Below are 22,864 nucleotides of genomic sequence, written 5' to 3' on the forward strand. Positions count from 1 at the left end.
TTAGAGCCCCGCTGCGACCGGCATCGGCTGGGCCTTGCCGGCGCGCTCCTGCTTGAGGAGCTCGGCGACCAGGAAAGCCATGTCGATGGATTGCTCGGCGTTGAGACGGGGATCACAGACCGTGTGATAGCGGTCGTTGAGGTCCTCGTCCGTGATCGCGCGGGCGCCGCCGATGCATTCGGTGACGTCCTGACCGGTCATCTCCAGATGCACGCCGCCGGCATGAGTGCCTTCGGCGGCATGAATGGCGAAGTACGATTTCACTTCGGACAGGATGCGGTCGAACGGTCGCGTCTTGTAGCCCGACGTCGAGGTGATGGTGTTGCCGTGCATGGGATCGCAGGACCAGACCACCACCCGGCCCTCGCGCTTCACGGCCCGGATCATGTTCGGCAGGTGCTCGCCGACCTTGTCAGAGCCGAAGCGGCCGATCAGCGTCAGCCGGCCCGGTTCGTTGTCGGGGTTGAGCACGTCGATCAGCTTCAGGAGCTCGTCAGGCTTGAGCGACGGGCCGCATTTGAGCCCGATCGGATTCTTGATGCCGCGGAAATATTCGATATGGCCGTGATCGAGCTGGCGGGTGCGATCGCCGATCCAGATCATGTGGCCCGAGGTCGCGTACCAGTCGCCGGTGGTGGAATCGACGCGGGTCATGGCCTGTTCGTAGCCGAGCAGCAGTGCCTCGTGGCTGGTGTAGAAATCGGTGGCGCGCAGCTCGGGATGGGCCTCGAGATCGAGGCCGCAGGCGCGCATGAAATTCAGCGCGTCCGAGATGCGGTCGGCCAGCTCCTTGTAGCGGCGCGACTGCGGACTATCCTTGAGGAAGCCGAGCATCCACTGATGCACGCTGCCGAGATTGGCGTAGCCGCCGGTGGCAAAGGCACGCAACAGGTTCAGCGTCGCGGCCGACTGGCGATAGGCCATCAACTGGCGCTGCGGATCCGGCACGCGCGCTTCCCTGGTGAAGGCGATGTCGTTGACGATGTCGCCGCGATAGCTCGGCAGCTCGACGCCATCAATCTTCTCGGTCGGCGACGACCGCGGCTTTGCGAACTGGCCGGCGACGCGGCCGACTTTCACCACGGGGACGGCGCCGGCATAGGTCAGCACCACCGCCATCTGCAGCAGCACGCGGAAGAAATCGCGGATGTTGTTGGCGCCGTGCTCGGCAAAGCTCTCGGCGCAGTCGCCGCCCTGGAGCAGGAACGCTTCGCCCGCCGCAACGCGGCCCAGGGCCTTCTTCAGATTGCGCGCCTCGCCCGCGAACACCAGCGGCGGAAAGGTCGCAAGCTGCGCCTCGACGTCGGCCAACGCCTTGGCGTCGGGATAGTCGGGCACCTGTAGCACCGGCTTGCTGCGCCAGGACTCGGGCGTCCATCGCTCGGACATCGCAATCTCTCCGTGAAGCGAAAAGTGCAACCTGATCTGTGGGTTGCGAGGGCCGCCTTATACACAGGCCGGCCCCGACCCGCCAGTTGTAAATCGATTCGGCACTGCAAACCCTTGCAGGGAAAGCCAAATTCGCATTTGCTGGGCGGGCGAGGAAGCTGGCAGGATACCTTGCGCCCATGGACGTGGCAGTGGACGACGTTTTCATCGACGAGATCAGCTTCCCGGCGACCGACGGCTATGCGCTGGCCGGCACCCTGTTCCTGCCGCGCGGCACCAAGCGCCATGCCGTGCTGATCAATTCGGCCACCGCCGTCCCGCGCAAGATCTACCGCGGCTTTGCCTCCTATCTCGCCCATCGCGGCTGCGCGGTCCTGACCTACGACTATCGCGGCATCGGCGATTCCCGGCTGCCGGCGATGGTCGGCTACAACCAGCCGAAATCGCTGGTCGGCTTCAAGGCCTCGATGTCGGACTGGGCCGCGCTCGACGTCACCGCGGCGGTGCGCTGGATGCGGGAGCGGTATCATGGGCTGGAGCTGGCCTATGTCGGCCATTCCTTCGGCGGCCAGGCGCTGGGACTGATCGCGAACAACACGGAGATCTCACGCGCCGCCTTCGTGGCCTCGCAGGCCGCGACCTGGCGGCTGATGACGTCGCCGGAAAAATACCGCGTCTTCGCCTTCATGAATTTTGTCGGCGTGCCGCTCACCTACGCACTCGGTTATGCGCCGGGCTGGGCCGGCGTCGGCGAGGATCTTCCCAAGGGCGTCTTCCTGGAATGGGCTGAGTGGGTCTCGAACCCCCGCTATCTCTTCGATTCCAAGCTGCCGGAGCTGGACAATTTCGCGAAGTTCAAGGGCGAGCTGCGGGCACTGTGCTTTTCCGACGATCCCTGGGCGACGCGGCCCGCGGTCGAGCTGCTCGCGAGCGGATTCACCGGGGTCAAGCCGGAGGTGATCAGCGTCAAACCATCCGACGTCGGCGCCAAGGCCATCGGCCATTTCGGCTTCTTCCGTCCCGACGATCGCGACACGCTGTGGCGCAGCGTGGCGGAATGGATTCAGGGGGACTAAGACACACCTTCGCGTCCTCGCGGCTTTTCTCGCCCGAGTTTTGCTCGTCGCCTTGCCCTCGATTGAAAGAGGGCGCAGGGAAGGCCGGGAGCCGGTTGGCTCCCGTGGACCGCCATGCCAAGAGCAGACTGCGTGTGCTTCATGCATAGCGGGAAACAGGGCAACCGGAGCATCCCGGCCTTCCCTGCGCAGTGGTTGGAACGGCTTATGTCGTACTCTCCCCGGGGAGCGTTGCACTATTGCCCCCGTCGCCTTGCGGATGACCGATGCGCTTGCCCGGTTGGGCAGTTCGCATCACCGCAAGACTTGACGCACAGACCCCGGGCGTCAGGACCACACGATTTTGCCGTACGCCGATCACACCGGTCGTGCGCGCGAGGTGTTTCGCTCACGGTTGCCCGCCCTGCAAAATCCTTCGCGCCGATGTGACCTGCGTCCACCGCGGCCCGGCCCGCGTTCGTGACGATCGCGATACGCCCCTCTTCGTTGGGCCGGGATGCAGCAATGAATACGCCATTACCGAATTTCGGTAAAGTGGAATATTTTCGCCGCCGCGCGTTGACCCAGGGCTCGCGTGTTTTGCCCGTCGGGCAACACAAGGGATTGTAGATATCGTGCCTGGCCGCGGCTCGGGCGCTTCCGTGAAAGCGCGTGCGACTCCCGTCCCGCAGCCGCGCCTTCACCGTCCAGGAAGCCGCCAAGCGGGAGGCCGGCATAGGACAAGTTGAGCGAATTACCCTGGTGAAGGCATACTGCACTTCCAAAGCGGCCCCAAGATGTTACATTGAGTATGCTGTCGGCGAACCATATTTAGTGCAGATTTGATCGACACCGGCAGAAGAAGCGTTGGAGCAACGCCAATGCCAATTTTCCTCGACCGACACGATCTCTCGGGCCTGACAGCTTCCGATATCGCGGAGGCGCATCGTAAAGACCTAGAGGTGCAAGATCAGTACGGAGTTCGTTTCCTGACGTATTGGTTTGATGAATCGCGCGGCACGGGCTTCTGTCTCATTGACGCACCGGATATCGAAACGGCGATGCGGGTTCATGATGAAGCTCACGGCGAGGTAGCGAAAGATGTGATTGAAGTCGACCTCTCAGCCGTCCAGGCATTTCTTGGGAGAGTGTCTGATCCGGAGCCGTGCGGCGAGGCAAACAACGTCAGAATTGATTCTGCCTTGCGGGCCATAATGTTCACCGACATCGTTGGCTCTACCAGCATGACAGAGCGTCTTGGCGACGCTCGATCTGTCGAGATGGTTCGAGCACATGACGCGTTGGTTCGTCGCGCATTGAAGGACAAGGGTGGGCATGTCGTGAAGCACACCGGGGACGGCATCATGGCATCTTTCGCCGACACCGACGCCTCCGTGCAATGCGCCCGCTCTATCCAGCAAGCGTTTGAAGCCTTCAATCTGGCCAGCAAGGAGAAGCTTCAGGTGCGAATTGGGATTGACGTAGGAGAGCCGATTGCCGACAGCAACGACCTCTTTGGCGCGACCGTTCAACTCGCTGCTCGATTGTGTCAGTTGGCCGAGCCAGATGCCATTCTTGTGTCAAGTGCCGTTCAGGATCGCATCCGGGGTCGTTTCCAAGGGACAAACATGGGTCCCTGTCATCTCAAAGGTTTGATGAAGCCTGTCGACGTATACGGGATCGAATGGCGCTAGCCGTCGCGACTGCCGAGGAAATCGATTGAGGCGACGATGGCAGCTATTGGCCCATCTGCGACCTCGGAAGCCATCCGCTCTTCGGCCGACGCGGGCGGCAAACCGGACGTCGGGCCGACAGACGATTAGCGAGTACGGGCCCTACCGGATGATCGTCGTCAGCGACGAGTAACGCCTGTTGGGCTTGGCCTCGCCCGCCGAGAACTGCGCGAAGGCATCGCTGACGCGGGCGGCCGGCGTGGTCCCGTCTGCGAAGCGGAATTCCTTGGGCCGCGGCGCATAGAAGCTGGCGCGGTAATAGGCATCGTCGAAGCGTGCCTCGCCGACGCCGAACAACGCGTCGCAGACGAACAGGAGCGCATAGACTCCCGCCATTGCAGCGACGACCTCCTTGAGAACTGACATGTGATGCCCCACCCTTTTGCCGGGAAGCATGCACGCCGGTTCCAAAGCCGAGGTTTAAGGCTCCGATCTTCCTGTCCGCACGGTTTGCCGCTGCTGGACGGATTGCAGACAATTTTAACGACCCCGCCGAACGCACGCTGTGACCGGCGGCTTCACTGCCGCGCGCCGAGAAGGCAGGCCGCAAGTTCGGTCCGGTTGTGCACGCCGAAGCGCCGGCACAGATTCGCGACGTGCTCCTTCACGGTCTGGTCGGAAATCCCCATTTCGCGGGCAATCTCCTTGTTGGTCTGGCCACGGCAAACCCGGATGGCGACATCCGCCGAGCGCGGCGGCAGCGATGCCGAGAGCATCCCGGCCGTCTCGGGTTGACGGCCCGGGCTACGATCGGCTTGCAGCTCGCCCGTATCCATCATGTTGGTCAGCGCCAGCGAGCCGGCCCGGCATAGCATCTGCATGCGCAATCGTGCCCGCGGCGTATAGGGCGCGCCCGTCTCCGTCGTCGCAGTGAAGAGCACGCCGATGATCTTCCGGCCGCACCAAAGCGGCCCACCCATATTGTAGGCGAAGCCCCATTCATGCAGCATCTCGAAGCTCGGGCTGTGCCGCCATTGCTGCGGGCCGATCACGGTTTCGCCGTCGACCGCGCAGCCGCGGGTCATGATGCAATCCAGCACAGGGTCGTGCTTCCAGAAGCCGGCCTTGTAATTGTCGAGCAGGCCATCGGCGACGTGGCGGCTGTAGACCAGGGCGGGCTCCGGGCCGTCGAACAGGTAGAGGCCGACGGTCGGCGATCCCGTGAGTTCGGTGATTGCCGAGCAACAGGCCGCGCCCAGTGCACGCACCGAACGGCTCTCGGCGATGGACATCAAACGATCCGCCAGCTGGCCCTCAGGCAGACGGTTAAACTGCTCCTGCTCGGCCCTCACCGCCACTCCTCGCACGACGTGCGCCATTTCGTTTTGTTATAGGGTTAAAACTTCTTCTTCGCCCGTTCTCCGGTCAAGCGAAAAGAAGCGGCAGAACCGCGCTTCTCCGGCTCAGCTTTGCGGCACAGCAGCAACGGCGATCCCCCCATGATGGGGGATTGCTGGTCTGCCCGCGTCATCCCTAGCATCTGTCCATCGTGATCGCGTGACGAAATCACGCGGTTCCGACGGGGTCATGTCACCATCGCGAGCTGTCTGCTCACCTGCGCGCCAACAGCCTTGGCGCGCGACGGCAGAGCTTTGCCGACGGAGGACGTTCCCGCGGTCCCGATCCTCCCCGCCGATGGCGCAGCGGAGCAACAGCTTGACGTGGAGATACCGACCATGAGCCTTTCCATGCAACGCGCCGCCAGGCCTTCCACGACGCCATCAGTGGCCGAGTTCCACGCGCGCCTCGACGCCGTGCTGCCACTGGTCGAGTCTCGTGCGGCCGAGGCCGAGGCGCAGGGATATCTCACCGACGACGTCGTCGCCGCGCTTCGCAAGGCCGGCATCTACACGATGCTGTTTCCCCGCGAGGTCGGTGGCGCAGAGCTTCTGCCATACGACGCCATGACCGTGATCGAGCGCCTTGCCTATACGCATGCATCCGCCGGATGGTGTGCGATCGGCAACAACATGGAAGGCACGACGCTCGCCATCTATGTCGAGGACGAGGGCATCAAGAAGGTCTTCGCAAAAGGCGCCGACATCACCATCGCCGGCAACGGCGTCCCGCGGGGCTTCGCCCGTCCGGTCGACGGCGGCTACATGATCCGCGGCAACTGGGCCTATGGCAGCGGCATCCAGCATGCCGAATGGATCCACTCCGGCTGCTTCGTCACCGACGCCTCCGGCAAGGACATGGTGTTCGGTCCCAACGGACAGCCCAAGATCGTCGTCACCCACCATCCGCGGGCGACCATCAAGCTGATGGGCAATTGGGACGTGCTCGGCCTGCGCGCCACCGGAAGCTTCGACTACACGCTCAGCGAGGGCGACGAGCTGTTCGTGCCGACACACATGACCTACGATTTCGACATAGGTGCGCCGCGTCGCGGCGGGGTGCAAGGCGCGCTGGGGCTCGCGGGCTATAGCGCCTGGTCGCACTCGGGCTGGGCAGTCGGGGTCGGCCGCCGCATGCTCGACGAACTCGTGAAGGTCATCGTCCCGCGCCAGGATCCCTTCGGCAAGTCGTGCGAGAGCGCCAGCTTCAAGTTCCAGTTCGCGCAGGCCGAGGCTCGTTTTCGCGCGGCACGCGCGCTGGTGCACGAAACCTGGAAGGAGGTCTCCGAGACCTGCGCCGCCGGCGAAAGTCCGTCGCTGGCGCAAATGACAATGATCAAGCTGTCGCTGCGCCACATCCACGACGTCCTGTCTGACGTCTCGACCTTCGCGCACCGTGCAGCCCGGGGCGCCTCGCTGCACAACACGCCGATGCAGCGCTTCTATCGCGACATCCACTCGGGCACCCAGCACATCCTGATGGCCGACCAGATCGTCGAGGAATGCGGTCGTGCGCTGCTCGGCCTTCCCGGGCCGGACGCGCAATGGACGGTGTTCGGGGTGACGGGCTGAGCGAGCAGGAGGTCGGCGTGAACGGATCTCGCATCGTTGGCTTCTGCGGCAACAGCTGGCGGCCGGCAAGATCGCGCGTGCTCGTCGAAGCCGTTGCGGCCGATCTCCTGACGCTACACGCGCTCAAGACCGACATCCTCGACCTCGTCGATGCCGGCCAGGGCATCGCCGCGTTTACCCGCAACGGGCTCGACGACCGCGCGCGCGACCTCGTCTAGGCGATCGAGCATGCCGATGGCCTGGTGATCGGCTGCCCGGTGTTCCAGGGCTCGTATCCCGGCCTGTTCAAGCATGTCTTTGACCTGATCAAGCCCGGCGTGTTGCGCAATCGCCCCGTGCTGCTGACAGCAGTCGGCGGCGGGCTGCGCCATTCGCTGGTGGTCGAGCATCAGCTGCGTCCGTTGTTCGGGTTCTTCGAGGCCTGCACGGTATCGACCGCGATCTATGCAAGCAGCGACGAACTGGCGTCGGGCGCCCCCCTGGCGCCGATGATTGCCGCTCGCCTCGCCAACGCCGTGGAACAATTCGCAGCGCTCGTCGGCGACCGCCAGGCCAACGCCGCATGATCCCTCTTCCGCTGCGGTGCCCAGACAGGCTGCCTTCAACCGGAGACATCCATCATGCTTGAGACCGCCAAACCCTCGCCCGACCTCACCGGCTTTGCTCGCACGGAATACGTGATCAACGACGTGCGCACCGTCGTTCACACCATCGGAAGCGGCCCTCCGCTGGTGTTCCTGCACGGTACCGGCACGTTTACCGGCTTTGAGATGGCACGCGACTGGGCGAAGCGGCACACCGTCATCATTCCTTATCAGGCCGGTTTCGGCGACTCCGGCGATGCGGTCTGGATCGATACGATCGAGGATCATGTCCTGCAGACCACGGACTTGCTCGACAAGCTGGGACTGGCGAAGTTCGATCTTGCCGGGTTTTCGCTCGGCGGGTGGCTCGCCGCCGAGTTCGCCATCCGCCAGCCGCATCGCGTCGGCAAGCTAGTGCTGGTCGCGCCCGCCGGCCTTGTGGTTGCCAGCGCGCCGGCGCCCGGCCTGTTCGAAATCGCGCCACAGGATTTGCCGGCCTATCTCGCGAACGATCCTTCAAACGCGCTCCGTTACTTTCCCAGGTCGCCGGATCCTGCATTCGATGCCCGCCTCGGACGCGAAGTGACCGGCTTCGCCAAGCTGATCCGCAACGATCCACAAGGAAATCCGAAGCTCGCGCACTGGCTGCACCGGATCACGATCCCGACGCTGGTCTTGTGGGGCGCCTCGGATCGCCTGCGACCAACGGCGCAAGCCGAAGCCTGGAAGGCGGGGCTGCCCGATGCGCGCGTGACGCTGGTGCCGGATACCGGACATCTTGTGTTCGAGGAAACGCCCTCCGCTGCGCACCACGTCACCGATTTTCTTGCCGAGTAGCTCAGACAACAGAGGACACCACCATGATCGAGATGCCGCCGGGCGTAACCCCTGCCAAGGACGGTTTTGGGAACATCGTCTGGAACATTCTGGGCCAGACCTACACGCTCAAGCAGCACTCCGAGGCGTCGATGGCCTGGCATGCCGTGTTCCCCCACGGCACCTTCGTGCCGCCGCACGTTCATCCGACCCAGGACGAGTTCGTCTACGTGCTGAGCGGCCGCTACGATCTCTGGCTCGACGGCAAGGACCTGGTGGCGACCGCCGGGGACCTCGTGCGCATGCCCAAAGGCATTCCCCACGGCATCTTCAACAAGTCCGGCGAAACCGCGACCAGCCTGTTCTGGGTTGCGCCGACACGATCGCTCAAGGAGCTGTTCGAGCGCATCCACAACCTGCCCGATCCGCAGGAAGTCGTTCGGCGTGCCGCCGAGCACGAGGTCAATTTCCTGCCGCCCCCGGCTTGATGCTCGTCTCCCGCCGAAAGCCGAAAGCTCCAACCGCGAGGATCGATCATGACGACCAACTGGACCACCATTTCCGAGAGCGACCGCCGACGGATTGCCGCCTGGCAAAAGGGCATGCTGGCTCTCGCCATTTTCTGCGAGATATTCCTCGCGGCCGACTGGTACGCCTTTGCGGCCGTGCTGCCTTTCGTCTCCGAGAGCCTGAAACTCAATGCCGCCGAGGCCGGCCTGGCGCAGGGCATCTTCGCACTGACCTATGGCGTGGGCATGGTGGTGTGGTCACCAGTGAGCCGCTCCATGACGGCGCGCAACATGCTGCTGATTGGCCTTGCCGGCACCGGTCTCGGGATGATGCTTCAGGTGTTCGTCCAGACCTATACTCAGCTCGTGCTGCTGAGACTCCTCATCGGCTTCTTCGACGCTGGCATTTTCATCGGCAACATGAAGCTGATCTTCGGCTGGTTTCCGCAGAGCCGGCGCGGCTCAGTGGTCGGAATCATCCTTGCAGCCTACAGCCTCGCCATCACACTGGATTTCGCACTCGGCATTCCCCTGACCATTGCGACCGGATGGCGGACCTTCTTCGCAGTACTGGCGGTCGGCACCCTAATCGTCGCCGCGATCGACACCCTCGTCGTTCGCAATAGCCCGCGCGAGATCGGCATCGCCGACTTCACCTGGGGCAATGAGACGCCTCAGAAGCACCTACCTCTTGGCGAAATCTTCCGCTCGAAATGGATCGCGGTCGGTGGTTTCGGCATCGTGGCCTGTACCTTCGCCATCGCCGGCACGGCCACCTGGGTGGTCCCAGCCTTCATCACCGTGCAGCACATGCCGCCGGAAGCCGGCGCCGTCATCGGCACCGTGATGGGGCTGTCGCAGGTGTTGTTCCTGGTGATCGGTGGCTACATGTCCGACCGGCTCGGTAAGCCCTTCATGATCAAGCTCACCGCGGGGCTCGCCTTCCTGACCGCCCTGATGTTCCTCTGGAGTGTCGTCACGCCGATGCCGTTCGGGATGCTCGTGCTGTTCGCAGCCCTCAGCGGTATCGCGCTGCTCGGCGGCGGTGCGATCTTCGCGCTGCTCAGCGAAAAATACTCCGACGCGCTTGCACCGGCGGCAATCGGCTATGCAGAGGTATTCGGCATCTTGTCGGCTTTCGTGGCGCCCTGGATGATGGGAACCATCATCAACGCCTCTTCCGGCGCGTTCACCGGGGCTTTCGTCGCCTTCGCCGTGGTCGAGTTGATCATCGTCGGCCTCCTGCTAATCCTCGCCCGCGAGGACGTCAGGCAGGAAGCGGTCGTCGGCAGTCCAGCCGAATGAATAGCTTGGAGCGGACGGGACCGTACCTTGAGCTCGCGGGCAAAACCATCAACGGACGCCGGCACCTCCCGTCAGAGGGGCGCCCTCATTGGTGAGCCTGCTTGCGATTGCTGCCCTCGCTGAGGCGGTCGACCCAGGCGATGCCGACTGCCGAGACGATGAAGGTCATGTGGATCAGCACCTGCCACATCACGCCGGTCTCGGTGAAATTGCTGCGCGTGGTGCCGAGATTGCCGGCCTCGATGAAGGTCCTGAGCAGCGAGATCGAAGAAATGCCGATGATCGCCATCGCCAGCTTGATCTTGAGCACGCTGGCATTGACGTGGCTCAGCCACTCCGGCTCGTCAGGATGGCCGGTCAGGTTCAGCCGGGAGACGAACGTCTCATAGCCGCCGACGATCACCATGATCAGCAGGTTCGAGATCATGACGACGTCAATCAGCCCGAGCACGACCAGCATGATCTGCTGCTCACTGGCGTCGAACGAGTGCGCAACGAGGTGCCAGAGCTCCTTCAGGAACAGCAGCACATAGACGGCCTGCGCGACGATCAGGCCGATATAGAGCGGAACCTGGAGCCAGCGCGAGCCAAAGATGAGCTGGGCGAACAGGCCGAGCCGCGGCGGCACGGCCTTCGCCGAAGGTGCCTTGGGTTCGGACGTCATGAATCACTCCGGATGGCGGAAAGAGTTGTCGCGTCAGAGACTCGCGATGACGGGCGCGAGTTCCAGGGTGCCCCGATAGATCATTTCGAACGCGACGTAAATGATGATGGCGAGACCGATATAGGCGATCCAGCGCTGCTTCTGGAGCACGCGGCCGAGCAAGTCGGCGGCGACGCCCATCATCGCGACCGACAGCAACAGGCCGAAGGCGAGGATGTAGGGATGCTCGCGCGCGGCGCCGGCGACCGCAAGCACGTTGTCGAGCGACATCGAGACGTCGGCGGCGACGATCTGAATCGCGGCCTGGCCGAAGGTCTTTTGCTGCACAGGCGGCGCAGCAACATCCGCGCCGCCGCCATGGCTGACCGCCAGCTGCTTCGAATGCGCCGCCTGCTCGCGCAACTCACGCCACATCTTCCAGCACACCCAGAGCAGCAGCACGCCGCCGGCGAGCAGCAGGCCGATCACCTGCAGGAGTTGGGTGGCGACGCCGGCGAAGGCGATGCGGAGCGCAGTCGCGGCGGCGATGCCGACGATGATGGCACGGCGACGCTGCTCGGCCGGCAAGCCCGCCGCGGCAAGGCCGATGACGACGGCGTTGTCGCCGGCGAGTACGAGGTCGATCAGGATGACCTGAAACAGCGCGGTCAGCGCATCGGAGGTGATGAATTCAGTCATGATTGATCATTTTTCGATGCAGATAAATCGAGCCAATGCGGTTTCTTCCGCTCGACCCAATCCAGGACTTTCGAACGTGACGAGCGCAGCGCAGGCACGTCCTCGGCAAGCAGCGCGAGGCCGAGCGGCAGCATCCAGACGCCGAGAATCGGCAGGAAGGAAAGCACGCCGCCGACGATGAGCAGCGCGCCCGAGGGAATCCGCACCCAGCGGTTTGACGGTTTGAGCAGATAGGTGACGGTGTCACCCACGCGCGGCGGCAGTCGATCGACGAGCTTGTCGAGGCGCGGGTCGCCGCCCGCCATCTCGCTGGCGGAACCCGCGGCCTCGGTCGTACGCTCGTTCGATACTGCGCTCATGCTTACTCCTCTGCGACCATGTGCCGTTCGGTGCGCCCGTTACCCGACGCGACGGGCTTCGCGCGGGGCAACACCAGCGTCAGCAGGCGCAACAATTTGATCGCCTGGTCTTCATGGGGATGGACATCCTCATCCGCCGCAGCCACGCGCTCCGAGAGCTCCATCAGATGGGACGACAGCGGCAGGTTCGAAACGGGCCGCAAGGTGTCGATCACGACATTGGCAAAATCCGGCTCCTCGAGCCGCTCGGCAAGTTCATCGAACATCGCATAGAGCCGTTCGTCCGGAATGTGCGGCGCCAGCTTGCGATCCCTGATGAAACGGATCACCTCGTCGCGCTCGACCGGCGAAACGCTCCGGTCGGCAACCGCAACCAGCGCACCCACGATCACCAGCGCGACCGCAGCCTGCTCGTTCAGGCTGGACGGTTCCGTGATTTCGATCCCGATCGGACTTAAGGATTTGGCGGCAGACATCGTTGCTCCCTTAACTTGCGAAATGGCCGCACGGAGCTGCGATGGGGGACGAATGGTCGGAGAGAACGAACAGGGCCCGACGATCGGCCAATCCATCGCATTCGCGCGGGATAGGTCATCCGACATCACGAGGTTTGCCGACATCGTCGGCGTCCTCGCCAGAGGGGCCCGGATTCTTGTTCGCTCTAGAAATAAAGGTCGGCCTGTCGGAATCAAGACGGCCCGTCTGCGACCAGCCGCCGCATCGGTTCCATCGTCCTGAATAATTCCGCCCCCCAACGCTTGAAGCCGTGGCCGCGCAGCCGGATCCAAGACGGGACGCGGCCAGCCGCTCGCATCTGCCCCCGGCCCTGCGTTTTCATCGCAAAAAGGCGCTGCGCCGCTGCTCGATTCCGAATTGCGTCGTTGACTGCTCGTCATGCTCGACGGTGCCCACTGGACCCATCTCTTGGCTGCCGGAACATCAACCGGCCGCTCGGGTTGGTGCATCTCACCACGCATGTTGTGACGAGAAGCCGCAAGGAACCCATGTGCCGCTGGATCGCATACCGGGGCGAGACAACGTCTTTCGAGCCCTACGTCACCGAGCCCGAGCATTCGCTGGTTGCGCAGAGCATCCGCTCGCTGCAATCCACGGCGGGCTCGAACGGTGACGGCTTTGGGCTGGGCTGGTACGGCGAGCATCCGGAACCGGGCCTTTATCGAGAGACGCGTCCGGCGTGGTCGGACGAGAACCTGCGCTATCTTTGCCGCCATCTGCGCTCGCATTTGTTCTTCGCGCATGTGCGCGCGGCCACCGGCACGGCGGTGACGCGGCAGAATTGCCATCCCTTTGCCTGCGGCCACTGGCTGTTCATGCACAACGGATTCGTCGGGAGCTGGAATAGGCTGCGGCGCAAGGTCGAGGCGCTGATTCCCGATGCTTTTTATCCATCGCGGCTGGGCACGACCGACTCGGAAGCCGTGTTCCTGGCGATGATGGGGGCCGGCCTCGACCGCGACCCGCTCGGCGCGACGCGGCGCGTGCTGCAAGCCCTCGTCAGTCTCGTCAATGAAGGCCAGCTCCGAGAACGGATGCGCTTCACCAGTGCGATCGCCAATGGCCAGGATCTTTATGCCTTCCGTGTCGCGGTCAACGATGCCGCCAACACGCTTTATTTCCGCGAGGACGGCGGCGAGGTCATCGTCGTGTCCGAACCCTTCGACAAGGAAACGGACTGGACCGAAGTGCCGCCGAATCACGCGCTGATCGCCCGCGCATCCGAAAGCGTTAAGATTGTTCCCTTCGACCTCGCAATTTCCAGTGAGTCCGACGCGGAACCCGTTCCTGTCAGACGGATTATCGCCCGCAGGTAGTGCCTTGCCGGGTGGCCAATGACAATTGCTTCGGACGTATTGAAACTGCTGCGCCTTGATTCCTCTCACGACAAGCAGCACCTCGTCATTCGCTCGGCCGGCGGCGGCGGCAAGGCGACTGAATATTCCTTCGGCATCGAGGAGGAGTACTTCCTGGCTGACCGCCGCAGCTTCGAGGTCGCGATCCAGACTCCCAACGAGCTGTTCGAATCGGCGAACTGGTCGACCGGCGGTCAGGCCATGCGCGAGATGCTGCAATCCCAGCTCGAGGTCGCCACCAACGTTCACGTCGACGTCAACGACGCCCGCGAGGAGCTTCGCTTCCTGCGGCGCGAGGTCGCGAACGTCGCTGCGCAATATGGGTTCGTGATCATGGCCTGCGGCACGCACCCGACAGCGGTCTGGCGCATGTCGCAGCCGAGCCCGAAGCCGCGCTACGAGGAGATGATCGAGGATCTGCGCAGCATCGGCCATCGCAACATGATGTGCGGAATGCACGTGCATGTCCAATTGCCCGATCCCGAGAAGCGCATGGCGGTGATGCGGGCGATGCTGCCGCATTTGCCGCTGTTCATCGCCCTGTCGGCATCCTCCCCGTTCTGGAATTCGCACAAGACCGGACTGAAGGGCTACCGGCTCGCCGCCTATTCCGAGCTGCCGCGCACCGGCCTGCCCGAATTGTTCGAGAGCAGGCAGGACTACGACGAATATGTCGGCGCCTTGCAGCGCTCCGGCGTGATTCCCGATGAGAGCCACATCTGGTGGGCGATGCGTCCCTCGATGCGGCACCCGACGCTCGAGCTTCGTGCGCCCGACACCTGCACCCTGGTCGAGGACGCCGTGGCGATCGCCTCGCTCTATCGCTGCCTGACGCGCCACCTCCATCTGCGACCTCATTTGTCGAAGGAGGTCACGGTGGTCGAACGCGCGATTGCGGTGGAGAATAAATGGCGCGCCCAGCGCTACGGAACCGATTGCATCTTTGCCTCCAGAGACGGACCAGTCACGATTTCGGAGCTGCTCTCCCGAATCATCGACGACATCGCCGAGGATGCGGACATGCTGGGCTGCGCCGCCGAGATCGAGCACTGCCGGACCATTGTGGATCGCGGCAGCTCGGCGGAATTCCAGCTTAGCGCGTATCGCGAAAACGGCGACGACATCGCAGCCGTGTCACGATGGATTGCTACATCAACGATCTCAGGATTGAGCGCGCCGATCGGGCGCAGCGCCCCAGCGCCGTCATAGCGCCCGCGCAAGCTTCGCGAACGAGAACGTCATTTCTGGATTTGGTACGCCGTAGAGGAAAGCATGACTGACATCGCCTGGTGCGCCGGTTGCGGCCACAGCCTGGTCCCGATCCTGTCCGAGAACGGCCGCACGCGGCCGAATTGCTTCTGGTGCGAGGGCGTCGACGCGCGGACTATGGACATGGCAAAGTGGGCGGACAGCCCGGCCGGCAAGCCGGATCGGGCCGCGCCTCACGCTTTTGATTGAGCAGCGCTCGGGATTAAACCCGCGCCGCCACGCGCGGACGGAACACGGATTCGGCCGTGGGCAAAAGCGCTGCGGCCGGCCTTCGCGTCGGTCGGCGCCGCGGGACGAAGAAACTGTTCACGAGGATCGGCTCCTGGTCGCCGAGCGCAGTCCGCTCCTTCACGAGCAGGCTCATGACCGAGCGCATCTTCATGACTTCCTGCGCCACGAAGCTGCAGTCCTCACCACGGTTGATCTGCTCATGCATGATCGCTTCAGCTTCGCGCATACTGACGCGGAGCGCCCTGATGGTTCTGCGGATTTCGTTGATGCGGTTGTCCATGGCGGCCTCCATCTCGGTCGCAGCATAAGAACAAATCATGAACACTCTGTCAATCGCGGCCCTGCCCCTCGCGAAATTATCCCTCATCCCGAGGACAGCGCCGCACCGATCCGCCACCGGCGCCGCTGCACGCGCACTGGCGAGCTTGCTGACAAATTAGACAGGCCCCCCCTCACGTCAGAAGGCGGGCTCCCCCGGCGCAGCCCTCTGTCGATCGGAACGGCCGTCGATCTAACCTCCCGTGCAACCACCGGATTTCTTCCGAAACGGCATGCCCGCATCGGGGCGCCCGGCCCGCTTGCTGCTTCGCAAACCAACTGGCCCAAAATTCGCAATGACGTCGCAAGCGAAGCAACGAAGCGGAGCGGAGAACGTCATGAACGTGCATGCTGCGGGCGATCTCAAGACCACCGGCCTCACCCATCCGAACGGCGCGCCGCTTCGCCTCAACACGAAGGACTTCGTCGCAATCGATCGCGACCGGAACGCGAAGTTCGAGCCGACGTATCGCCCGCAAGCCCTCTACAATCGCGCCAACGAAGGCTTTCACGCCAACAACGAAACCTTCCTGCTCCACGAAGTCGCGACCAATCTGCCGGTCTACCGTCCCGACACCGGTCCCACCGACTTCCATCTGCATCTTCCACCCGGCGGCTTTCAACTCGTGCTGGTCACCTCGGGCGCCTTCACCTTCGACTATGACGGGCGCTTCTACAATGTCGGCCCCGGCGCGGTGATGCTGCAAAGCGCGATCGTGCATCGCCAGCTGTTCTACACCTGGTCGGGACTGTCGACGGAAGAGAATTTGAAGACGCCGCAGACGGTGGTGCCGGATCCGATCTCGATGGGCTATTCGGGCAAATTCCTCGAAGCCTTCATCACCGATCCCACCACCTTTCCGAATCCGACCATCGTCGGTCCCGATCAGATCAACGAAGCCGAAACGCCGCGCATGGCCTGGAGTCATCCGCTGCACGATCGACCAGCCAATGCCGGCTTCTGGCTGCAGGATCCCTTGGCGCTGGATGCACTGTTCAAGCCGCTCGCGGACGGCTCGATCAAATCGGCACTGCCGGTTTACGTGCGCGATATCGGCATCGAGGTGCCGAGCGGCCGGCTCGTCACCGGCCACATCATCGCAACCGACCCGCGGGGCCAGTCGCTTCTGCCGAAGAGTATGTCGGCGTCCGCGGACGCCGCCTCGCTCGCCACGGGCGAGGTCGTGATCTATCGCGTCATTCGCGGCACGGCGGAATTCAAGAGGTCGTCTGGTGAGAGCTTCGAGCTCTCCGCCGGCGACGTGGTGACGGCCGGCAAGAGCTCGATCGGCCTCACAGGTGTCGGCGAGAACACCCAAGTCCTGCGCCTCGGCCTTCTCAAGGGCATGAACGAGTTGCGGAGCTGGACGCCGACGCAGCGCGACGAGATCGACGGCCTCGCCGGTCAGATCATCACGCGGAGGGACATTCGTCCGCTGCGCACCGAAGGCAAGCCGGTCGGGTATTTGTACGGCTGAATCCAGAAGGTTCCGTTGGCTATTCCGGGACCCGGCGCCCCGGAAAGGTCAGGCAGGCATTGATATCGACGGCCATCGTGTTGCGGTGTGCTTTGTTCAAGAGCGCGTCTCGCTCCGCACCGGGTTCAAGGCGCGCGGCCTGCTCGCGCAATCTCACCGCATCGGCCGCAAGACGCTCGGCAAGTGAATCCGCCTGACGGATGCGGCTGCGCTTCTCTGTCATGACAAATGTCCTTGCGGTGCGTTGGGAGAGTCGAGGTCGGTCAAGCCCGCGCATTGTCGGGCAAAGGGCGCACGCCGACGGGAATCGCGCCGCTGTAACGTCTCTCGACCACTGGTGCTGTCGTGTATCGTGCCAGCGATGCACTGCATTTGGGGTCTCGATCGCCATTCACCAGAGCGCGGCGCTGAAAATACGCTCCCGGCGCCCGGCCTGACCGTGCTCGGACACGCTCGACGCGCCGATGAGTGATGATCCTGCGGGGCTTCCGCTTAAGTGACTGCCTTACTGCCGTACCAATCCCGCAGGAATTAGGAACATATCGCGGCCTCTCCTGTTGCGTCTGCCCATGGATGCATGCGTCCCCAAGATCAGGCCAAGGCGTACGCTCCCATTCTTCTCATCCAATGATCTTCACCGAAAGTTTTCAGATGCGCATACTTAAGAGACGTTCGCCATCCTTGGCGGCCACGAGCCTTCGCGTTCTTGCAGAAAATCCGGTAGCGTCCGCGATTGCCGCGACAGTCGCCTTGATGGGCACGGCCGCGGTCGTCAATCGAAAGCTGGCCGACAAGGCTCAACGCGAGAACCCGCCGCAGGGACGCTTCATCGACATCGACGGTGTTCGCTTGCACTATGTGGAGCGCGGTGCGGGCCGCCCGCTGGTCTTGCTTCACGGCAATGGCAGCATGATCCAGGATTTCGAATCGAGTGGTCTGATCGATCTCGCCGCCAAGGACTATCGCGTCATCGTGTTCGATCGTCCGGGATTCGGCCACAGCCTGAGGCCCCGAAACGTCGTATGGACCCCTGCGGCGCAGGCCGACCTCTTCAGGGATGCGCTAGCGCACCTTGGCGTCGAAAAGGCGATCGTGCTCGGGCATTCCTGGGGGGCGTCGGTCGCGATTGCCTTGGCAGGCAGGCACGCTTCGATGGTCGAGGCGTTGATCTTGGCGTCGGGGTATTATTTCCCGACGGCCCGCACCGACGCGATGATGGCGATGGCGGGGCCGGCGATACCTGGATTCGGCGATATCCTCAGCCACACGATTTCCCCGATCGTCAGTCGCCTGATGTGGCCGTCAATGCTCCGGCAACTGTTCGGGCCACGATCCGTCCCGCAAAAGTTCGATGGCTTTCCGAAGTCACTGGCCGTGCGTCCATCGCAGCTTCGTGCCGCCGCCGCCGAGGCCGCGTTGATGGTCCCTGCCGCAATTCTGTCGGCGAAGACCTACGGCGAACTGGCCATGCCGGTCACCATCCTCGCCGGCGAGCAGGATCGCCTCATCGACATCGACGAACAGTCCGGTCGCCTCCATGAGGAAATCAGGCACAGCAAGATGCGGCGCGTCGCGAGCGCAGGCCACATGATCCAACAGTCGGATACGGCCGACCTGATGGCCGCAATCGACGAAGCCGCGGCACAAACGCCGCATTGATTTGAGATGTATGAAGCTGTCGGAAAGGAACGACCATGGCCCCGAAAATCAAAGAGCGGACCTGCCCGGAGTGCAGCGGAACGGGCTTTCCTCTGTCCATGAAGGCAGCTGCGCCGGGCCGCAAAGTCTACCCGGTCAAATGCCAGGTCTGCGAAGGAAAGGGCAAGATCACCGAACCCGACTGAGGCGAACCTTAGGCCTACTCCGCCGCCTGACGCACGTGGCGCGCGGTCGGCGTGCGCATCGTGACGAGCTCTTCGGCGGCGGTCGGATGCAGCGCGATCGTCGCGTCGAAATCGGCCTTGGTCGCCTTCATCTTCACCGCGATCGCGACCGCCTGGGTGATCTCGGCGGCGGCATCGCCGACGATGTGGCAGCCGAGCACGCGATCGGTCGCGCCGTCGACCACGAGCTTCATCAGCACGCGCGTGTCGCGGCCGGACATCGTCGCCTTGATCGGGCGGAACGAGGTCTTGTAGATGTCGACGTGGCTGAATTGCGCTCGCGCCTCGGTCTCGGTGAGACCAACGGTGCCGACTTCCGGCTGCGAGAACACCGCGGTCGGAATGTTGGCGTGATCGACCCTGACCTCGCGCTTGCCGAACACGGTGTCGGCGAAGGCATGGCCCTCGCGGATGGCGACCGGCGTCAGGTTGAAGCGATGGGTGACGTCGCCGATCGCATAGATGCTGTCGACCGAGCTCCTTGAGAAATGGTCGACCGCGATGCCGCCATTTGCAGGATTGATGGCGACACCGGCCTTCTCCAGCCCGAGATTGGCCACCGCCGGATGCCGGCCGATCGCGAACATCACCTGCTCCGAGGCAAGGCTCGAGCCGTTCGACAGATGCGTGGTGAATTCCTCGCCATGGCGGTCGACCTTGCTCACCGTGCAGCCGGTGAGAATGGTGATGCCCTGCTTCTCCATCTCGCTGCGGACGTGGGTGCGAACATCCTCGTCGAAACCGCGCAGGATGTTGTCGCCGCGATAGACCACGGTGACGTCGGAGCCGAAGCCGGCGAAGATGCCGGCGAATTCCAGCGCGATGTAGCCACCGCCCTGGATCACGATCCGTCTCGGCAGCTTCTTCAGATGGAAGGCTTCGTTGGATGAGATCACATGTTCGATGCCGGGAATCACCGCGCCGTGGTTGGGCGCTCCTCCGGTGGCGATCAGGATGTACTTCGCGGTGATCTTGCGGTCGTTTTCGAGCAGGCGGATGGTGTGCCTGTCTTCGATCACCGCACGGCTCTTGACGATCTGCGCGCCCGACTTCTCGACATTGGCGGTATAGGCCGCCTCCAGCCGTGCGATTTCCTTGTCCTTGTTAGCAATCAGCGTGGCCCAGTCGAAACTGGCGGGCGGAACGGTCCAGCCGAAGCCGGCGGCGTCCTCGAGCTCGTGACGGAAATGCGAGCCGATTGCGAACAGCTTCTTCGGCACGCAGCCGCGGATCACGCAGGTGCCGCCCATGCGGTACTCTTCCGCGATCATCACGCGGGCGCCGTACCCGGCCGCGATGCGGGCGGCACGAACGCCACCCGAGCCGCCGCCGATGACGAAGAGGTCGACGTCGAATTCAGCCATTGTCCACTCCGACCCCTTTCAGGAACGACCCTTCCAGATAGGTGCGCTCAGATCTCCTTGCCACGCTTGCGCATCTCGGCACGGAAGGCACCCATCACGGTTTCCGCGAAGCTCTGGGCCCAACTATTCATGAACGCCATGCTCTGCCCGATCGCGCGCGGCTCGGCATCGATCAGCTTCTTGCCCAAGGGCGACTTGTAGAAAGTGACGAGGTCCTTCAGCTCCTGCTCGGTGAACTCGCTGGCATAAATCTGCGCCATGCCGTCACCGATCTCGCTCTGGCGGCCGTTGAGCTGCTGGGCCACGATCGGCGCGACCTCGTTGAGGTCCTTTTGGTAATTCAGGTTCTGCTGGATCAGCGTGCCCTTGGTCTTCTCGACCATGCCCGGCACCGCGCCCGCATACATCCCGGCGGCGTTCTTGATCTGCAGGATCTCCTTGGCTGCCGCGATCGCCGCGGGCGAGGCCTTTGGCAGGGCCGGCGCCGCGGGAGCCTTCTGGCCCGCCTGCTGCGCCACGGCCGGGGCGGCCGAAACGGCCAATCCCGCAGCGAGAGCCGCAGCCGGCAAGAATTTCAACATGCTCTTCATTCCTGGTCTCCTTTCGGCTTACGCCGTTCAATCACGCGAATTCCCTCGCCGCCCGCCAGAACGGCCGAGCTGGCCAAGCCGATGAACAAGCCGTGCTCGACCACGCCCGGAATGGCGCTCAACGCCTTGGCGAGACCGGGTGGATCCACAATACGTCCGAGCTGGGCATCGACGATCCAGTGGCCGCCATCGGTGACGAAAACGTGGCCGTCCTTGGCCTTGCGGACCGCCATTTGCCCGGAAACGCCGCATTCGGCAAATGCCTTCTCGATCGACCGGCGCGTCGCGCCGAGGCCGAACGGGATGACCTCGACCGGCAGCGGAAACTTGCCGAGCGTGGGCACCCATTTGGTATCATCGGCAATCACGATCATGCGGTCCGAAGCGGCTGCCACGATCTTCTCGCGCAGCAGCGCGCCGCCGCCGCCCTTGATCAGGTTGAGCGCGGGATCGATCTCGTCGGCGCCGTCGACGGTGATGTCGAGATGGTCGATTTCGTCCAGCGTGGTCAGCGGCACGCCGCAGCGCTCCGCATCCGCCCTCGTCGCTTCCGACGTGGGCACGCCGATCACCTTGAGCCCGGCGGCAACGCGCTCACCGAGCAGCTCGACGAAATGTTTGGCGGTCGAGCCGGTGCCGAGCCCGAGCTGCATGCCGTCCCGCACCTCCTCGAGCGCGCGCGCCGCAGCCTGCCGCTTCAACTGGTCCATGTTCACCTGTGCGCCCGCCTCTGAATCCGGAAGATGTGCCGCCGATCGCGGCCACTTGCGGCGGCCTATGTAGCCTCGTTTCTCCCCGGAGAACAGGGTCTGGGAACAGACCTATAAGGTGATCTTATGGGCCTGCCCCTTGCGTGGGCACGACCGGGCCGGTAGCGCTTGAACCATGAACTCCCCTCACACCATCGTCTTCGATCTCGACGGCACGCTTGTGGATACGGCGCCCGACCTGATCACCGCGCTGAACTACGTGCTCGACCGGGAAGGGCTGCCGCCCGTGCCGATGGCCTCGGCCCGCAACATGATCGGGGCCGGCGCCCGCAAGCTGATCGAACGGGGGCTGGAAGCGGAGGGCCGCACCGTCAGCCCCGCCGACATGGACCGGATGACGGCGGACTTCATCGCCTATTACGCCGACCATATCGCGGTCGAATCCCGCCCATTTGAGGGGCTCGAGGCCGCGCTCGACCATTTTGCGACCCAGGGCCATCGCCTTGCGGTGTGCACCAACAAGCTGGAATGGCTCTCCAAGCGCCTGCTGGACCAGCTCGACCTCAGCCGCCGCTTTGCCGCGATCTGCGGTGCCGACACGTTTGGCGTCCAGAAGCCCGACCCGACCATCTTTCGGCAGACCGTGGCGCGCGCCGGCGGCGCGGTCAAAGCCAGCATCATGGTCGGCGACGCCGGAACCGATGTCGGGGTGGCCCGGCGGGCCGGGGTACCGGTGATTGGGGTCAGCTTCGGCTACACGGACGTGCCGATCGCCGAGCTGAAACCAGACCGGCTGATCCATCACATGCGCGACCTGCCGGCCGCCGCCAGCAGCCTGATGTCGACATAACCTCCATCAAGCCACTGAAAATTCTTTGGAATTCTGCGTGCTGCCTACGCCAAACCAAGCCTGACGGTCCGTGCAGGGTTATGTGCGGTTCGTCGCAGCAAGTCCAAACCGCTTCGCCGGCTGCGCTGGCCAGGAACCTCAAACCGGCCGCGGCCGCGGGCCTGCTGCAGTCCCGGCCGAGGCCGCTCGGGCCGAAGCCCGGCGGTTCCCCGATCCGAACGCCCGGCAGGCGCTGATTCTACGTATACCACCCGATTGTCCTCGCCGCGTCCGATGCTTAGATTGCGTCCCGAGCACCG

Annotated in this window: 27 protein-coding genes; 15 read left to right on the plus strand and 12 right to left on the minus strand. The window is 63.8% G+C overall.

Annotation, left to right across the window (positions count from 1 at the left end):
- Entirely contained in the window at window positions 1-1,389 is a 1,389-nt protein-coding gene (locus RX330_RS23390) for a class II 3-deoxy-7-phosphoheptulonate synthase (RefSeq protein ID WP_317239970.1), read from the minus strand.
- Window positions 1,390-1,568: 179 nt separating this feature from the next.
- On the opposite strand from RX330_RS23390, the gene RX330_RS23395 reads away from it, so the two are divergent.
- Both RX330_RS23395 and RX330_RS23400 read left to right on the plus strand, forming a co-directional pair.
- A complete protein-coding gene (locus RX330_RS23395) occupies window positions 1,569-2,465 on the plus strand; it encodes an alpha/beta fold hydrolase (RefSeq protein ID WP_317239971.1) in 897 nt (298 codons plus the stop codon).
- 860 nt (window positions 2,466-3,325) lie between these two features.
- Window positions 3,326-4,138, plus strand: a complete 813-nt coding sequence (locus RX330_RS23400; RefSeq protein WP_317239972.1) for a nickel-binding protein — start codon at window positions 3,326-3,328, stop codon at window positions 4,136-4,138.
- 141 nt (window positions 4,139-4,279) lie between these two features.
- Here RX330_RS23400 and RX330_RS23405 read toward each other — a convergent pair whose 3' ends face one another.
- Both RX330_RS23405 and RX330_RS23410 read right to left on the minus strand, forming a co-directional pair.
- Complete coding sequence (locus RX330_RS23405; protein WP_212092503.1) at window positions 4,280-4,543, minus strand: hypothetical protein; 264 nt, start codon at window positions 4,541-4,543, stop codon at window positions 4,280-4,282.
- Between the two features lie 152 nt (window positions 4,544-4,695).
- A complete protein-coding gene (locus RX330_RS23410) occupies window positions 4,696-5,496 on the minus strand; it encodes a LuxR C-terminal-related transcriptional regulator (protein WP_317239973.1) in 801 nt (266 codons plus the stop codon).
- A gap of 357 nt (window positions 5,497-5,853) precedes the next feature.
- Here RX330_RS23410 and RX330_RS23415 point away from each other — a divergent pair, with 357 nt between their 5' ends.
- From RX330_RS23415 to RX330_RS23440, 6 genes are read left to right on the plus strand one after another with little or no spacing between them, the layout of a single operon-like run.
- Entirely contained in the window at window positions 5,854-7,086 is a 1,233-nt protein-coding gene (locus tag RX330_RS23415) for an acyl-CoA dehydrogenase family protein (protein ID WP_317239974.1), read from the plus strand.
- Window positions 7,087-7,103: 17 nt separating this feature from the next.
- Window positions 7,104-7,304: a hypothetical protein gene (locus RX330_RS23420; RefSeq protein ID WP_317239975.1), complete on the plus strand. Its 201-nt coding sequence runs from the start codon at window positions 7,104-7,106 to the stop codon at window positions 7,302-7,304.
- Between the two features lie 24 nt (window positions 7,305-7,328).
- Window positions 7,329-7,652, plus strand: a complete 324-nt coding sequence (locus tag RX330_RS23425; protein WP_317239976.1) for an NAD(P)H-dependent oxidoreductase — start codon at window positions 7,329-7,331, stop codon at window positions 7,650-7,652.
- A 54-nt stretch (window positions 7,653-7,706) separates the two neighbouring features.
- Window positions 7,707-8,507 (plus strand): alpha/beta fold hydrolase, encoded by an 801-nt coding sequence (locus RX330_RS23430; protein ID WP_317239977.1) that lies wholly within the window; start codon window positions 7,707-7,709, stop codon window positions 8,505-8,507.
- 23 nt (window positions 8,508-8,530) lie between these two features.
- Window positions 8,531-8,974, plus strand: a complete 444-nt coding sequence (locus tag RX330_RS23435; RefSeq protein ID WP_239623030.1) for a cupin domain-containing protein — start codon at window positions 8,531-8,533, stop codon at window positions 8,972-8,974.
- Between the two features lie 48 nt (window positions 8,975-9,022).
- Window positions 9,023-10,300, plus strand: a complete 1,278-nt coding sequence (locus RX330_RS23440) for an MFS transporter (RefSeq protein ID WP_317239978.1) — start codon at window positions 9,023-9,025, stop codon at window positions 10,298-10,300.
- 85 nt (window positions 10,301-10,385) lie between these two features.
- Here the strand turns inward: RX330_RS23440 and RX330_RS23445 are convergent, their stop codons facing one another.
- The 4 genes from RX330_RS23445 to RX330_RS23460 are packed head-to-tail and all read right to left on the minus strand — an operon-like array spanning window position 10,386 to window position 12,477.
- Complete coding sequence (locus RX330_RS23445) at window positions 10,386-10,964, minus strand: TIGR00645 family protein (protein ID WP_212092508.1); 579 nt, start codon at window positions 10,962-10,964, stop codon at window positions 10,386-10,388.
- 33 nt (window positions 10,965-10,997) lie between these two features.
- Window positions 10,998-11,642, minus strand: a complete 645-nt coding sequence (locus RX330_RS23450) for a TerC family protein (protein WP_317239979.1) — start codon at window positions 11,640-11,642, stop codon at window positions 10,998-11,000.
- Window positions 11,639-12,001: a hypothetical protein gene (locus tag RX330_RS23455; protein ID WP_317239980.1), complete on the minus strand. Its 363-nt coding sequence runs from the start codon at window positions 11,999-12,001 to the stop codon at window positions 11,639-11,641. Before RX330_RS23455 ends, RX330_RS23450 begins: the two co-directional genes overlap by 4 nt.
- Window positions 12,002-12,003: 2 nt before the next feature.
- Window positions 12,004-12,477 (minus strand): TerB family tellurite resistance protein, encoded by a 474-nt coding sequence (locus RX330_RS23460; RefSeq protein ID WP_317239981.1) that lies wholly within the window; start codon window positions 12,475-12,477, stop codon window positions 12,004-12,006.
- Window positions 12,478-13,005: 528 nt separating this feature from the next.
- On the opposite strand from RX330_RS23460, the gene RX330_RS23465 reads away from it, so the two are divergent.
- The 3 genes from RX330_RS23465 (at window position 13,006) to RX330_RS23475 (ending at window position 15,330) form a co-directional block, all read left to right on the plus strand.
- Window positions 13,006-13,833, plus strand: coding sequence for a class II glutamine amidotransferase (locus RX330_RS23465; protein ID WP_317239982.1), 828 nt, complete (start codon window positions 13,006-13,008; stop codon window positions 13,831-13,833).
- An 18-nt stretch (window positions 13,834-13,851) separates the two neighbouring features.
- A complete protein-coding gene (locus RX330_RS23470) occupies window positions 13,852-15,081 on the plus strand; it encodes a carboxylate-amine ligase (RefSeq protein WP_317239983.1) in 1,230 nt (409 codons plus the stop codon).
- A gap of 63 nt (window positions 15,082-15,144) precedes the next feature.
- Entirely contained in the window at window positions 15,145-15,330 is a 186-nt protein-coding gene (locus RX330_RS23475) for a hypothetical protein (protein ID WP_317239984.1), read from the plus strand.
- A 13-nt stretch (window positions 15,331-15,343) separates the two neighbouring features.
- On the opposite strand, the gene RX330_RS23480 is transcribed toward RX330_RS23475, so the two are convergent.
- Window positions 15,344-15,652, minus strand: a complete 309-nt coding sequence (locus RX330_RS23480; RefSeq protein WP_249153907.1) for a hypothetical protein — start codon at window positions 15,650-15,652, stop codon at window positions 15,344-15,346.
- Between the two features lie 376 nt (window positions 15,653-16,028).
- On the opposite strand from RX330_RS23480, the gene RX330_RS23485 reads away from it, so the two are divergent.
- A complete protein-coding gene (locus tag RX330_RS23485; RefSeq protein ID WP_212092514.1) occupies window positions 16,029-17,168 on the plus strand; it encodes a hypothetical protein in 1,140 nt (379 codons plus the stop codon).
- A gap of 19 nt (window positions 17,169-17,187) precedes the next feature.
- Here RX330_RS23485 and RX330_RS23490 read toward each other — a convergent pair whose 3' ends face one another.
- The gene (locus RX330_RS23490) at window positions 17,188-17,391 is read right to left on the minus strand and encodes a hypothetical protein (protein WP_212092515.1); all 204 of its coding nucleotides are present in this window, start codon (window positions 17,389-17,391) and stop codon (window positions 17,188-17,190) included.
- A gap of 428 nt (window positions 17,392-17,819) precedes the next feature.
- Between RX330_RS23490 and RX330_RS23495 the strand changes: the two genes are divergently transcribed.
- Together RX330_RS23495 and RX330_RS23500 are read left to right on the plus strand one after the other, a co-directional pair.
- Window positions 17,820-18,827 (plus strand): alpha/beta fold hydrolase, encoded by a 1,008-nt coding sequence (locus RX330_RS23495; protein ID WP_317243957.1) that lies wholly within the window; start codon window positions 17,820-17,822, stop codon window positions 18,825-18,827.
- A 35-nt stretch (window positions 18,828-18,862) separates the two neighbouring features.
- Complete coding sequence (locus RX330_RS23500; RefSeq protein ID WP_317239985.1) at window positions 18,863-19,012, plus strand: zinc finger domain-containing protein; 150 nt, start codon at window positions 18,863-18,865, stop codon at window positions 19,010-19,012.
- A gap of 14 nt (window positions 19,013-19,026) precedes the next feature.
- On the opposite strand, the gene gor is transcribed toward RX330_RS23500, so the two are convergent.
- From gor to rpiA, 3 genes are read right to left on the minus strand one after another with little or no spacing between them, the layout of a single operon-like run.
- Complete coding sequence (gene gor, locus RX330_RS23505) at window positions 19,027-20,415, minus strand: glutathione-disulfide reductase (protein WP_317239986.1); 1,389 nt, start codon at window positions 20,413-20,415, stop codon at window positions 19,027-19,029.
- A 47-nt stretch (window positions 20,416-20,462) separates the two neighbouring features.
- Window positions 20,463-21,005, minus strand: coding sequence for a DUF2059 domain-containing protein (locus tag RX330_RS23510; RefSeq protein WP_212092518.1), 543 nt, complete (start codon window positions 21,003-21,005; stop codon window positions 20,463-20,465).
- Entirely contained in the window at window positions 21,002-21,721 is a 720-nt protein-coding gene (gene rpiA, locus RX330_RS23515; protein WP_212092519.1) for a ribose-5-phosphate isomerase RpiA, read from the minus strand. The genes RX330_RS23510 and rpiA overlap by 4 nt, the downstream gene beginning before the upstream one ends.
- Window positions 21,722-21,890: 169 nt before the next feature.
- On the opposite strand from rpiA, the gene RX330_RS23520 reads away from it, so the two are divergent.
- Entirely contained in the window at window positions 21,891-22,565 is a 675-nt protein-coding gene (locus RX330_RS23520) for an HAD-IA family hydrolase (RefSeq protein WP_317239987.1), read from the plus strand.
- Window positions 22,566-22,864 lie beyond the last annotated feature (299 nt).

The organism is Bradyrhizobium sp. NDS-1 (assembly GCF_032918005.1).
Lineage (GTDB): Bacteria > Pseudomonadota > Alphaproteobacteria > Rhizobiales > Xanthobacteraceae > Bradyrhizobium > Bradyrhizobium tunisiense.

Excerpts from the sequence above, each read along its gene's own strand:
- RX330_RS23390 (WP_317239970.1), bottom strand. The coding sequence starts at position 1,389 with ATGTCCGAGCGATGGACGCCCGAGTCCTGGCGCAGCAAGCCGGTGCTA.
- RX330_RS23395 (WP_317239971.1), top strand. The coding sequence starts at position 1,569 with ATGGACGTGGCAGTGGACGACGTTTTCATCGACGAGATCAGCTTCCCG.
- RX330_RS23400 (WP_317239972.1), top strand. The coding sequence starts at position 3,326 with ATGCCAATTTTCCTCGACCGACACGATCTCTCGGGCCTGACAGCTTCC.
- RX330_RS23405 (WP_212092503.1), bottom strand. The coding sequence starts at position 4,543 with ATGTCAGTTCTCAAGGAGGTCGTCGCTGCAATGGCGGGAGTCTATGCG.
- RX330_RS23410 (WP_317239973.1), bottom strand. The coding sequence starts at position 5,496 with ATGGCGCACGTCGTGCGAGGAGTGGCGGTGAGGGCCGAGCAGGAGCAG.
- RX330_RS23415 (WP_317239974.1), top strand. The coding sequence starts at position 5,854 with ATGAGCCTTTCCATGCAACGCGCCGCCAGGCCTTCCACGACGCCATCA.
- RX330_RS23430 (WP_317239977.1), top strand. The coding sequence starts at position 7,707 with ATGCTTGAGACCGCCAAACCCTCGCCCGACCTCACCGGCTTTGCTCGC.
- RX330_RS23435 (WP_239623030.1), top strand. The coding sequence starts at position 8,531 with ATGATCGAGATGCCGCCGGGCGTAACCCCTGCCAAGGACGGTTTTGGG.
- RX330_RS23440 (WP_317239978.1), top strand. The coding sequence starts at position 9,023 with ATGACGACCAACTGGACCACCATTTCCGAGAGCGACCGCCGACGGATT.
- RX330_RS23445 (WP_212092508.1), bottom strand. The coding sequence starts at position 10,964 with ATGACGTCCGAACCCAAGGCACCTTCGGCGAAGGCCGTGCCGCCGCGG.
- RX330_RS23450 (WP_317239979.1), bottom strand. The coding sequence starts at position 11,642 with ATGACTGAATTCATCACCTCCGATGCGCTGACCGCGCTGTTTCAGGTC.
- RX330_RS23455 (WP_317239980.1), bottom strand. The coding sequence starts at position 12,001 with ATGAGCGCAGTATCGAACGAGCGTACGACCGAGGCCGCGGGTTCCGCC.
- RX330_RS23460 (WP_317239981.1), bottom strand. The coding sequence starts at position 12,477 with ATGTCTGCCGCCAAATCCTTAAGTCCGATCGGGATCGAAATCACGGAA.
- RX330_RS23465 (WP_317239982.1), top strand. The coding sequence starts at position 13,006 with ATGTGCCGCTGGATCGCATACCGGGGCGAGACAACGTCTTTCGAGCCC.
- RX330_RS23470 (WP_317239983.1), top strand. The coding sequence starts at position 13,852 with ATGACAATTGCTTCGGACGTATTGAAACTGCTGCGCCTTGATTCCTCT.
- RX330_RS23475 (WP_317239984.1), top strand. The coding sequence starts at position 15,145 with ATGACTGACATCGCCTGGTGCGCCGGTTGCGGCCACAGCCTGGTCCCG.
- RX330_RS23480 (WP_249153907.1), bottom strand. The coding sequence starts at position 15,652 with ATGGACAACCGCATCAACGAAATCCGCAGAACCATCAGGGCGCTCCGC.
- RX330_RS23485 (WP_212092514.1), top strand. The coding sequence starts at position 16,029 with ATGAACGTGCATGCTGCGGGCGATCTCAAGACCACCGGCCTCACCCAT.
- RX330_RS23490 (WP_212092515.1), bottom strand. The coding sequence starts at position 17,391 with ATGACAGAGAAGCGCAGCCGCATCCGTCAGGCGGATTCACTTGCCGAG.
- RX330_RS23495 (WP_317243957.1), top strand. The coding sequence starts at position 17,820 with ATGCGCATACTTAAGAGACGTTCGCCATCCTTGGCGGCCACGAGCCTT.
- RX330_RS23500 (WP_317239985.1), top strand. The coding sequence starts at position 18,863 with ATGGCCCCGAAAATCAAAGAGCGGACCTGCCCGGAGTGCAGCGGAACG.
- gor (WP_317239986.1), bottom strand. The coding sequence starts at position 20,415 with ATGGCTGAATTCGACGTCGACCTCTTCGTCATCGGCGGCGGCTCGGGT.
- RX330_RS23510 (WP_212092518.1), bottom strand. The coding sequence starts at position 21,005 with ATGAAGAGCATGTTGAAATTCTTGCCGGCTGCGGCTCTCGCTGCGGGA.
- RX330_RS23520 (WP_317239987.1), top strand. The coding sequence starts at position 21,891 with ATGAACTCCCCTCACACCATCGTCTTCGATCTCGACGGCACGCTTGTG.